8 protein-coding genes are annotated in these 11,313 nt (G+C 59.0%); 6 read left to right on the forward strand and 2 right to left on the reverse strand.

Annotated features, from left to right (window positions below; all coding sequences use genetic code 11):
• The coding region (locus H5U08_RS02980; RefSeq protein ID WP_297029935.1) for an ABC transporter permease at positions 1 to 489 on the forward strand (489 nt) is incomplete at its 5' end.
• A 78-nt stretch (positions 490 to 567) separates the two neighbouring features.
• Here H5U08_RS02980 and H5U08_RS02985 read toward each other — a convergent pair.
• Together H5U08_RS02985 and H5U08_RS02990 are read right to left on the reverse strand one after the other, a co-directional pair.
• Complete coding sequence (locus tag H5U08_RS02985) at positions 568 to 1,611, reverse strand: Gfo/Idh/MocA family oxidoreductase (protein WP_297029937.1); 1,044 nt, start codon at positions 1,609 to 1,611, stop codon at positions 568 to 570.
• An 80-nt stretch (positions 1,612 to 1,691) separates the two neighbouring features.
• Complete coding sequence (locus tag H5U08_RS02990; protein ID WP_297029939.1) at positions 1,692 to 2,981, reverse strand: DegT/DnrJ/EryC1/StrS family aminotransferase; 1,290 nt, start codon at positions 2,979 to 2,981, stop codon at positions 1,692 to 1,694.
• Positions 2,982 to 3,545: 564 nt separating this feature from the next.
• On the opposite strand from H5U08_RS02990, the gene H5U08_RS02995 reads away from it, so the two are divergent.
• The 5 genes from H5U08_RS02995 to H5U08_RS03015 all read left to right on the forward strand — a co-directional run bounded on the left by H5U08_RS02995 (position 3,546) and on the right by H5U08_RS03015 (position 11,001).
• Positions 3,546 to 4,514, forward strand: a complete 969-nt coding sequence (locus tag H5U08_RS02995; RefSeq protein ID WP_297029941.1) for a ThuA domain-containing protein — start codon at positions 3,546 to 3,548, stop codon at positions 4,512 to 4,514.
• 75 nt (positions 4,515 to 4,589) lie between these two features.
• Complete coding sequence (locus H5U08_RS03000; protein WP_297029945.1) at positions 4,590 to 6,509, forward strand: VCBS repeat-containing protein; 1,920 nt, start codon at positions 4,590 to 4,592, stop codon at positions 6,507 to 6,509.
• 252 nt (positions 6,510 to 6,761) lie between these two features.
• Complete coding sequence (locus tag H5U08_RS03005) at positions 6,762 to 7,778, forward strand: hypothetical protein (RefSeq protein ID WP_297029947.1); 1,017 nt, start codon at positions 6,762 to 6,764, stop codon at positions 7,776 to 7,778.
• 1,158 nt (positions 7,779 to 8,936) lie between these two features.
• A complete protein-coding gene (locus H5U08_RS03010; protein ID WP_297029949.1) occupies positions 8,937 to 9,068 on the forward strand; it encodes a hypothetical protein in 132 nt (43 codons plus the stop codon).
• A gap of 85 nt (positions 9,069 to 9,153) precedes the next feature.
• Positions 9,154 to 11,001, forward strand: a complete 1,848-nt coding sequence (locus tag H5U08_RS03015) for a UbiD family decarboxylase (protein ID WP_297029952.1) — start codon at positions 9,154 to 9,156, stop codon at positions 10,999 to 11,001.
• The last annotated feature ends 312 nt before the right edge of the window (positions 11,002 to 11,313 follow it).

Genomic DNA, 11,313 nt, shown 5'->3' on the forward strand with positions numbered 1-11,313 from the left:
GAACAGAACGGTTTCTATGTTCGCGATACAAATGATACAATCAACAGATTAGAACAGCTCAACCGATCTAATTTAATTCAGGCAGGATTTGTTACGGCGTTTCTTGTGCTCATCTTTACAGGATTAATGCTTGTCCTTACAGCAGTGCAAACCCTGCGCACCGACGCAAAGATGGCTCAAATCGGTTTGCTCAAAGCCATTGGGATGTCAGAGAGCTTCCTCAGGTGGATGTTTATTGCGGAGTCACTGATTATCTGGTTCCTGGGAACAATTGTTGCCGTTATTACAAGTTTCCTGTTGGGAAAGTACGTAGTCGCACCGGCCCTTATTCCTGAAGCGTCACGCTATGCGAGCCTGGCCTTTCAGTTCCGTCCTGCGATGGTCTCGACGATCGCCTGTTCCGTGGCTGCGTGCTGGATCGTCATGACAGTGCTGACCACGAGAAAGGCCATCGGCACGTCACCAGCCCGTCTGTTGCAAACGCTATAAATCTGATCCCCCTTGTCAGTCGGCACATTTTCCCTGCTGGTGCGGCCCGGTAACGATCGCCCACTCGCATGTGGGGTATTAAACGCTCACAAAGGCCTTTTTCCTGGCTGAGGTGTAGGCTGCGTCCACAAGTTTGGCCATTCTCAGGATCTCGGCGGGGCCGTTGATTTCTGGGGCACGGCCATCCAGAACGCACTGTGCGAAATATTCCCATTCCGCCTGATACGGATTGATCTTTTGGAACGGAAGCGGCTGGAACTTGCGGACCACATCCTTACTCTGTGCCGCGTCGTAGCCGGCCGACCCGAGCCCAAAGATCCCCTCCGCCTTTCCGCCCACACTCTGCCCGACGGTGCCTTCCGTATAAATGGCACCTGCTGAACCGTAGAGCTCCAATCTTGTGCGACTGGCCTCATCCGGGATGCACCAGAAGCAATCGATGGTGGCGTGCGTTCCCGCCTTGAACTCGGCGAGAATCGTGGAGGCGTCCTCCGAGCGGTACGCATGGACCAGGTTGCCGGTCAGCGCCACCAGCCGCCGAATTGGTCCGGCGAAAAACTCGAGGAGATTGAAAAGATGCGTCGCCATATCGATGAGCGCACCCCCGCCCCCGGTCCGCGGATCCTGCCGCCAGGCACCGGGAATCGGCGGATACCAGCAGGAAAGCTGCGCCCGAATGTACACGAGTTTCCCCAGTCGGCCTTCGTCGATCAATCCTTTGATCATCTGATGCGCCCCGTGGAATTTCATCATATAGCCTTCCTGGAGAAACACCTTCCTTCGGCGACAAATATTCACCGCCTTTTTTGTTTCCTCAACGTTCCGCGCCAGAGGTTTCTCGCACAGAATATGCTTTCCCGCCTCCGCGGCCGCTTCTATCTGCTCTAGATGACAATACACAGGAGAAGCAATATAAACAGCCTCTACTTCCGGGTCTGCCAGGAGCGGCTCTATTTCTGAGTAATATCGACGGATGCGGAAAGTCTCCGCAACTTTTTCCACGTCCGTCGGATCCATCACCGCGACGACCCGGACGTTTTTGGCCTTCAGCATTGCGGGAATCGTCCTGCGAAAAGCGATCCCGCCAGCACCGATGACGCCCACCCCGAGCGTCTCTGGCATTGCACGCACCCTCCAGACTGCCAAGCGACTATTCCCGACTCAATTCCCTGCGACACTCGATCGTTTCTTTTGTTCCCCCATCAACTGTATGCCTTAATCACCTTCACCAGGGCCGCTGCGATCTGTTGCATGTCTTCTTCCGAATAGGTCGGATAAGCGAAACAGGTAAAGGTATGCGTCTCGTGCCAGCGGGCATTCGGAACTTCTACCTTGGAATAATCGACACTTTCTGGATCAGTATATTCCCTGGAGGTAAAAGGAAACCCCGTCCGGCCAAAACCGCGGTGCTCTCGGTATGCCCGCTCCGTATGACATTGCGGCCAGAAGACCTTCCATACGGGCGCTCCTTCGGCAATTGCAGCGCGCACAAATTGCTGAATATCGCAGCCCATATTCTCAATATCAAGCGAAAAGGCGCACACATAGAAACCGTTGCGGCGCTCCTCGGTATCAATCGGGCCGTATTTCACTTGCGGTAAGGGCATGAGGGCGTCCATCAGAATATGGGCGTTGCGGCGGCGGCGGGGCAAATTCCATGTGTCGATGCGATCGAGCTCGGCCAGCCCGATGGCAGACTGCATTTCCGTCATTCGATAGTTCCACCCCAGTCGGGTGTGGATATACGGGAGCTTTTGCTCCAGTTCCAGGAGATTGAGACGTTCCTTGACGTCGTAACCGTGATCGCGGAAACTGCGGGCTTCCCAGGCGAGGTCCTCATCGTCGGTGGTTACCATGCCGCCCTCTCCTCCCGTGGTAAAGGTCTTGTTCTGACAGAAGCTGCAGGCCGCCATATGGCCGAGCGTTCCCGTCTTTCTGCCTTTGTATTCACCGCCGTAGGCTTCCGCATTATCTTCAATGACATAGAGGTTATATTTCTTTGCGAAGGCATTAATTTTGTCCATATCGCAGACATTGCCATAAAGGTGGACAGGAATAATCGCCCTTGTCCGTTTGTTGACGAGTTTTTCCGCCGATTCCACACTGATGCAGTGGTCCTCGATGTTGACGTCGGCGAATCGAGGAATGGCCCCTGCTTGGAGAACAGCGAAGCTTGTGGCGATAAACGTGTAGCTGGGCACGATGACTTCATCGCCGGGACCGATTCCGAGGGCCGAGAGCGCCACGTGCAGGGCCGCTGTGCCTGAGGAAACAGCCACGGCAAACCGGCTCCCCTGCCACTGGGCAAAACGGCGTTCAAACTCCATGCCCAGCGGACCAGTCCAGTAGTTCACACGGCCTGAACGGAGGACCTTCTCCACGGCCTGGATGGCTTCCTCGGTGAACTGAGGCCAGCCGGGCAACTTGTTGGTCACCGCCCGGGGTCCCCCATCGATCGCGAGTTTCTGCGAGACAATCGCCTCATAAGACATAACCCACCTCCTTCTCCTGCGTCCAAAGTTTCGTTTTTCGATGAAAATTCGCCTTTAAGTTGGCTGCCAAAGTTTTAGCGGATTTTATTTCCTCAAACAAGTCAGGGGAGGTTGCCCCGAGCTTGGAAGCTCACACCGGGCACGACAAGCGTGCCCCTCCGAATCCTTTTTCGGAGGGACCTGCTCGTCAGGTCCGTCTGCCCAACATTGGATAACGCATTTCCCGCTTTCCGCGGGCACGACAAGCGTGCCCCTCCAGCGATCGCGCGGGGAGCTGCTTGTCAGCGCTGCCTTTGACGTGCCGGTGGAACGCTGCCGTCCGGTGACGTACACTGATGGGGTTGCCTGCCCTGGCCCGACTGTCACTCCCGAGCGCTGGCCTGTCCGCTTTCTGCCGCACACCGTGCCATCCGCAATTAAAATAGAAGCGGTTTGCCTGCGCCCCCGTCGTGAAGTGTTTCGGCGGAACTTCCGCGGGCTCGTGGTTTGTCCTGAGCCACCGAGTTTAAAAGAAAAAGAAACTTTTGGAAGCAGTCCATTTTTCCTGCGAAAGGAGGAATCGCCATGCGTCAACGACTGACAAAGACGCCATTTGGCTGCGTGGCCACCGTCTTGGCGGGAATTGTCTTCGTCTGGGGAACATCCGCCTGTCTTGGGGAGACCTCCGCGGTCGGCAAGCGGGTGGTGTTCATTGCCGGCCGACCCAGCCATGGCTTCGGCAGCCACGAGCACAATGCGGGCTGCCTGCTTTTGGCCAAAAAGCTCAAGGAGGCCCTGCCTGCCATTGAGACGGTCGTGTACACGAACGGCTGGCCGGAAAAGAAGGATGCTCTGTCCGGTGCCAGCACGATTGTGATCTTTGCTGACGGTGGGGGACGGAACATCATCGCGCAGCATCTGGCGGAGCTTGACGCGGCCATCAAAGAGGGGGCGGGTCTGGTGGTCTTGCACTATGCCCTGGAGGTGGCCTCGCCTGAAAGTCGAGAAAAGATGAAGTCCTGGGTCGGGGGTTATTACGAAACGTTCTGGTCGGTCAATCCGACCTGGGTGGCGGAATTTAAGGAGCTTCCGGATCATCCCATCACTCGCGGGGTTAAGCCTTTTAGCATCAACGACGAATGGTATTACCACATGCGTTTTGTGGACGATATGAAAGGCGTGACGCCGATTCTCACGGCGATTCCACCGGACCGCACCCGAATGGGACCCGACGGTCCGCATAGCGGGAATCCGGCCGTTCGGGCGAGAAAGGGCATGCCCGAACACGTTGCCTGGGCCTATGAACGGCCAGACGGTGGACGGGGATTTGGATTTACCGGCGGGCACTTTCACTGGAACTGGGCTCACGATCAGTACCGGACCGTGGTCCTCAACGCGATTGCCTGGACGGCACATATTGAGATCCCGCCCGAGGGATTGAAAACCAAAACGCCGACGATCGACGAACTTTTGGAAAATCTCGACGAACCGATGCCCAATAATTTCGATCGTCAGGCTCTGCAGAAGCAAATCGAGCAGTGGAACCAGCCGTGAGGGCACCTCAGCCCAGGGCGGTTGGCTGCGTGATTGTAGCCGAAGTCCCTCGTCATTTTGTGTGTGAATGTCCGCGTGAGAAAGTCGATTCTGGGTTTTCTATCGCTGATCATTTTCATCCTCGGGGTGGCTCATCTCCGGGGAGACGCCGCGGAGGACGGCCCATCGCGGGTCTCGGCTGCGGCGGAGCCGCCATTCCGCCTGGCCCTGCTGGGAGATCCTGACTGGAGTGCGGGAACCGTCCGCTACGCGCTTCAGGCGATGGGGGCTGTCAATGGCGTGGCACTGGAAGTGCGTGAAATCCCTGCCAAAGGTCGGCCCCTTGAAGAGCTTCTCGCCGGGCTCGCCTCGTCCGATCAGGGAGGTGAGCAGTCGGGCTATCGGTTTGAAGCGGTGGTGGTTTACGATCCGGCGGCGCGACTTCTTGTCCAGCGGAAGGCCGGCGTGCTGGCCGACAATCTTCACGTCCTCAGCAGTCTGGCTCCGCATGTGTTGTGGGTGCTCTCGCCCATGCCCCGCATCAACGCGGCCCTGGAGGCCGAGCGCGTCAGCGTCCTCACGCGGGCGGGGGATTTCCCGGCGCTCCGTCCGCTCTCCGGGTTTGCAGCGTTGAGTATGCTTCAAAAACGCGGGGGTTCTGCACCGTGGATGAACGATTTGACCTCCGATCGCGCCACGAGTCTCGGCGACTACGTGACGGCCATCCTCATTGCCGCGTCCCTTTGGGAGATCAAGCAACTGCCCGCGGAAATTCGCCTCGGTTCGGGAGCCTCCCTCACGATTCCCGCAGAAGCCCTGCCCATCCTGAGCGAACTGGCCCACGCCGTGCACACGGGCACGGTGGCACTGCCCGAGATCGCCTGGGACTATGCCCCGGAGCTTGCCGAACCGGTTCAATTGCGGACGGCGCAGGGGCCTGTTTTTTACGATGGGACGGGTATAGTGCCAGGACTTTTCGACTGGCAGGGTGATGGCCGACCCGAGTTGATTCTCAGTGCCCGAGGAACCGGCGAATGCCAGGTCTGGAGCTTCGACGGCGGTAAACTGGGGCCCAGCCCCCTGATAAGCTGGAAAATGGGGGCACCCAACTGCCCGTGGAATACGCTCTCCGGCAGCGAAGTGACGGTCTTCCAGGTTCTGGATTTCGATCAGGATCGTCGTCCCGATTTTCTGGTGGGAACGAGCACGGGAGAACTCGCCCTCATTCGAGGCCGGCCAGATGGCACTTTTGGAGCAGCGGAGAAGTTGGTCAACGAAAAGGGGGAAGCGCTTCGCATCCCCTACCTGTTCTCGGCCCAGTTGGGCCACCTGTCCAAAGAGCTCACCTGGACACTCGTGGCAGGAGATCAAGCGGGAAACGTCTTCCTTGTCTTCCAGCAGGGGTCGATCGAAAAACCCGTTTGGACGGCCCCAGCGGCGCTGCAGATTGGCCGGTGGGAACTCCAGCTTGAAGGGGCGGCGGCCCCGGCGTTTGCTGATTGGGACCGCGACGGCCGCATGGACCTCGTCGTGGGTTCGCGATCCGGCAGCGTTGTCTGGGTGCGGAACGTGGGCACAGAAGAAAAGCCGGTATGGGACTTTCCGCTCACTCTGGTCACCGCCATTGCGGAAGAGAGCGTTTTGCCGATCCCTCATCGCGGCAACGGACGAGGAGAATTATGGCGGCCGTGCCCCGGCTGGAGTCCCTGCCCCATCGCGGCCGATATCAACGGAGACCATCTCCCCGACCTGATTCTGGGCGATATCAACCGCCGGGTGGTACAATTCCGGGACCTGACGCCGGAGGAACGGGCCGAAGTGGAAAAGCTGCTCCAACAGCGGGATGAGTTGCTGCAAAAGATGCAACAGGAGGGACCAGGCCAGGAGTCGGCGCTGCGGGCGGCGCTTTGGGAAGTGACCCTGGCCCTGTTGGAGAAATCTCGCGATCGGCGATATGAACGATGCGGCTGGGCATGGTATTTCCAGCGGAAGGCGCTGGCAGCTCCGCGACCGTAGAAACCCAGCGCAGTAAGTGGGGATTGTTCTTCCGTTGAATTGCGCGAAATGACTTGACAGATCAATTTCGACAGATAAAAATGCAGTTGGCTCGCTATGGTGGCAGGCGTGAAGGGAGCGGCCGCGCGGTGATATCACCACAGATTCCCGCCTGGCGCGTGATCATTATCTCTGCCGCGTGAGTACAACGATTTTTCAATAACGCGTTCACGAGGTGTGAGTGAACGTGATCTCAAAAGAAGGAGATCAACCATGGCCGACAAAAACGACCGGCGAGAATTTCTGGCCCGAACGGTCCTGGGGACGGCAGGCGCGGCGGCGGCGCTGAGTTTGGAAGAACGAATCCTTCTGGCGGCCCTCCAGGAGGGAGCTCCTCAGAAGTCGCAAGCTCCGGCGGATGATCGGCCCATGCCTTACGGTCAGATCGGCAAGCTGAAGATCAGCCGCATGATCATCGGGGGGAACCTGATCGGCGGCTGGGCCCACAGCCGGGATCTCCTCTATGTCTCCCGGTTGTTCAAGGCGTATAACACCGACGAAAAGGTCTTTGAGACACTCGCCCTGTGCGAATCGCACGGCATCAACACGGTCCAGCTCGATCCTGCCTGCATCAACGTTTTCCACCGCTATCTCACCGAGCGCGGGGGCAAGATGCAGGCCCTCGTTTGCATTCACCCCGATGCGGACGCGGGCAAGGTGAAGAGCCAGATCGAAGATCTTTTGAGCAAAGGCGCCACTTTTCTCTATACGCACGGGGAAGCCACCGACCGACAAACGATGGCTGGTCGGCTGGATATCCTCGCCAAGACGATCGAGCTTATCAAGCAGGCCGGGGTCCCCGCGGGAATCGGAAGCCACTCCCTGGAAACCCCCATGCAGTGCGAAGCCCAGAACGTGGGCGCCGACTTTTACGTGAAGACTTTCCATCACGATCAATACTGGTCGGCCACCACGCCGGAAAATCGCCAGGAATGGTGCTGGTATCTGCCGCAGGGCCACGAGGCCGGCAGTTACCATGACAACATGTGGTGCCTGGACTGGAAAAAGACGGCCGAGTTCTTCAAGACCGTCAAAAAGCCGTGGATTGCCTTCAAGGTACTGGCCGCCGGCGCTATCCACCCGCGGATGGGATTCCCCTTCGCGCTCCGCAACGGTGCGGATTTCGTCATCGTGGGGATGTTCGACTTCCAGGTGGCGGAAGACGTTGCCATGTTCAAGGACGCCTACTACAAAGTGGGCAATCAGCGCGAGCGCGAATGGTACGCATGAACGGCTGATTCCCGGCGTGTTCAACGGCCGATCGCGCCCGACAGAGTTCCGACAGCCCGGACAGATGAACTCTCCGCTGCGGGATCGCAGGGAGTTGGGCATTACGGCTTTCTGCCTGGTTTGTTCCCCTGATGCGCTCGCTCGGTCATCCCGTGATGACGTCCTGCGGCGCGAGGGCTTTGAATACTGCGAACAGCTTCTTCGATCTCTCCCGTCCCCATTGGGGTGCGCGGCTTGGGGGTCATAATACTCTTGGGTGGATTTATACGCCCCACATTATGGATCACCCTTGACAGTCGCCTCGCTTTGCAAAAACTCTGTGGACAACCGGCACCGGGTTGGTAAGATAGAAATTGGGTTGTTGGCGGATGGACGCGCACCTACGTTGGAAGTTTTACGGGAATTGATTTATTCGGCCTCTTCTCTGTTCCGGCCCCGTCGTTTCGCCCACGGTTGCGAGCGGCGGGGTTTTTTTGCGGGCCTTTTAGGTCGATCACCCCGCCCGTGACGCCGCTACCTCGTGAATTTGCTCGGCTAATCCCGGTTGTTGTCTGCGAGTAACAAGGGAGCGCGATCCGCGGCGAGGGATTCGCTGGGAAAGAAATGGGACGCGCAGGCGATGGGAGGGCCCGGTTCCACCCCGGCCAATGATATGCGATGGAATACGTTCCCCGCTGGGACGCCGTGGAGGGCGTTCCTCCAATAAACGCGGATCCCACCCCGGCCCTGGGACCGGTAGGGGCAATTCATGAATGGCCCCTACCCCACGACATGCGTGCCTCCGGAGGGACGTGCTTGTCACGTCCGCCTTCCGGAGGGACCTGCTTGTCAGGTCCGATGAACACCGATTGATGCCCCATCTCTCCTGACCGGGCACGACGAGCGTGCCCCTCCGACCTTTTCCGGAGGGACCCGCTTGTCGGGTCCGTCGTTCAGCGTTCGATCATCGATTTCCTGTCACCGGGCACAACAAGCACGTCAAACCGCTGCCTTTTTGGCACACCGTATGTAGAATTGGGGAACACGGGACGCGCATTTTCCCATGATGGAAAGCCACGGGGCTTGGTTTTCCGTGCAGGAAAGGCTTCATCGCGGGCTTCCTGTCCGGTGCCGGTCCCGTACTGACGTCGTTTCCATGACAAAAGGGAGGGTATAAACATGACCAGCGACAAAGGGTTGCCGAGGAAAACAAAACGCATCGTTCGTCGGCCTGCGACGCGCTATGCCCATCTTGTGAAACGGATGCGGCAGCGGATGCTTCAGCGACCCCGCAAAGGTCGCCCGGTTTGATACCAAGTGAGGATGGTCGTCGACGGCGATCGGTGAGGCGACGTGGATTCCGGCAGGGACTAACTCAGTCACATAAGGAGACAGCATGGGCTACCGAACACTCCGCCAGTGCGTGAATGACCTCCTGGCCACCGGTCAGATGATTCGGATCGACGTGCCGGTGGATCCGGACCTGGAAATGGCGGCCATTCAACGGCGGGTCTTCAAGGCGGGCGGTCCCGCTCTCTATTTCGCTTCGGTTCGCGGATGCCGCTTCCCCATGGTGAGCAACCTGTTCGGGACGATGGAGCGCATCCGCTATATTTTTCGTGATACTCTGGATCATCTCGCCAAGCTCATTTCGCTGGGCATCGACCCGGCCGACTGGCTGCGGCGCCCCCGACTTCTCATGAAACTCCCGTGGTGGGGCTGGCGGGCCTGGCCGAAACTCGTTCGCCGCGGTCCCGCCATCGCCCATGAAATCAGCCTCCGGCAGCTTCCCAAGCTCCGCTCGTGGCCCAACGATGGCGGCGCGTACATCACGCTTCCCCTGGTGTATACGGAGGACCCTGCCCGGCCCGGCTTTGCCCATTCCAACCTGGGAATGTACCGCGTCCAAATCACCGGTGGGAAGTATGATCCCGACTGCGAAGTGGGTCTCCACTACCAGATCCATCGCGGGATTGGCGTCCACCACGCGAAGGCCATCGAGATGAAGCAAAAGCTGCGGGTCAATGTGTTTGTGGGGGGTGCTCCAGCGATGACGGTGGCCGCCGTCATGCCACTTCCTGAGGGAATGAGCGAGCTGTTCTTCGCCGGGGTTTTAGGGGGACATCGGATTCCCATGATCAAGCAGCCGGAAGGCCTGCCCATCTACGCCGAGGCCGATTTCGTCCTCACGGGATACATTGAACCCAAGAAGCTCTTGCCCGAAGGTCCGTTCGGAGATCACCTCGGTTATTACAGCCTGGCGCACGATTTTCCCGTGATGCGGGTGGAGCATGTCTATCATCGCCCGCAGCCGATCTGGCCGTTCACGGTAGTGGGGCGACCGCCCCAGGAAGACTCCATGTTCGGCAAGCTCATTCACGAGCTCGTCGGACCGGTGATCCCGAAAACGATTCCCGGCATCCGTGCGGTGCACGCGGTGGATGCCGCAGGCGTGCATCCGCTCCTCCTTGCCATCGGCAGCGAACGCTACACCCCGTACGACGAGCGCAAACGCCCTCAGGAGCTTCTGACGCTGGCCAACGCGCTCCTCGGTCATGGACAACTCTCTCTCGCCAAATACCTGTTCATCGCGGCTGGCGAGGACAATCCTGAGTTGAGCGTCTATGAGGTCGATGATTTTCTGCGACACATTCTGGAGCGCGTCGACTGGCGGCGGGATGTCCACTTTCAAACGTGCACCACGGCAGACACGCTCGATTACACAGGGGGCGCGCTCAATCAGGGTTCCAAAGTCGTGATTGCAGCAGTGGGCAAACCCCGGAGAACGCTGCCCGTCGCCCTCGATTCCCGGATTCGGATTCCGGAAAATCTGGGGTTTTCTGATCCGCGGGTGATGCTGCCGGGCATTCTCGTGGTCCAGGGCCCGCCGTTTTCCCGCAATGAACAGGGGGAAGACGAGAACATCAAAAAGTTCTGCGCTTCCTACACGCGGCAGGATGCGATCAATCTCTTTCCGCTCATTGTTGTGGTGGATGACAGCGAGTTCACCGCGCGGACTCTCGACAATTTTCTGTGGACGACGTTCACCCGGAGTGATCCGGCGGGCGATATTCACGGGATCGAGGAATTCATCCACAAGAAGCACTGGGGGTGTCACGGCTCGTTGGTCATTGATGCCCGCGCCAAGCCGGAGCATCCGCCGCCCCTTGTGGAAGATCCGGAGATCGTGCGGCGGGTGGAATCGCTGGCCGCCCCGGGCCAGCCCCTCCACGGCATCATTTAAGTTGGCCGTCATTCCAGCCGATGGCGGAACAGCTTCGGAGCGGCACGCTCATCGTGCCCGGTGAGGAGGGATGGGGCATCCATCGGTGTTCATCGGACCCGACAAGCGGGTCCCTCCGGAAAAGATCGGAGGGGCACGCTTGTCGTGCCCGGGGAAACGCAATTGATCATCGAACGTTGCGCTGCGGACCCGACAAGCGGGTCCCTCCGGAAGGCGGACCCGACAAGCACGTCCCTCCGGAAAAGGTCGGAGGGGCACGCCTGTCGTGCCCGTGCAAAAGGGAATGGATAATCCAACGTTAATCGGCGGACC

Origin of the sequence: Thermogutta sp. (genome assembly GCF_014359955.1) — a bacterium.
Taxonomy (GTDB): Bacteria; Planctomycetota; Planctomycetia; order Pirellulales; family Thermoguttaceae; genus Thermogutta.

Excerpts from the sequence above, each read along its gene's own strand:
- H5U08_RS02985 (WP_297029937.1), bottom strand. The coding sequence starts at position 1,611 with ATGCCAGAGACGCTCGGGGTGGGCGTCATCGGTGCTGGCGGGATCGCT.
- H5U08_RS03005 (WP_297029947.1), top strand. The coding sequence starts at position 6,762 with ATGGCCGACAAAAACGACCGGCGAGAATTTCTGGCCCGAACGGTCCTG.
- H5U08_RS02995 (WP_297029941.1), top strand. The coding sequence starts at position 3,546 with ATGCGTCAACGACTGACAAAGACGCCATTTGGCTGCGTGGCCACCGTC.
- H5U08_RS03015 (WP_297029952.1), top strand. The coding sequence starts at position 9,154 with ATGGGCTACCGAACACTCCGCCAGTGCGTGAATGACCTCCTGGCCACC.
- H5U08_RS02990 (WP_297029939.1), bottom strand. The coding sequence starts at position 2,981 with ATGTCTTATGAGGCGATTGTCTCGCAGAAACTCGCGATCGATGGGGGA.
- H5U08_RS03010 (WP_297029949.1), top strand. The coding sequence starts at position 8,937 with ATGACCAGCGACAAAGGGTTGCCGAGGAAAACAAAACGCATCGTTCGT.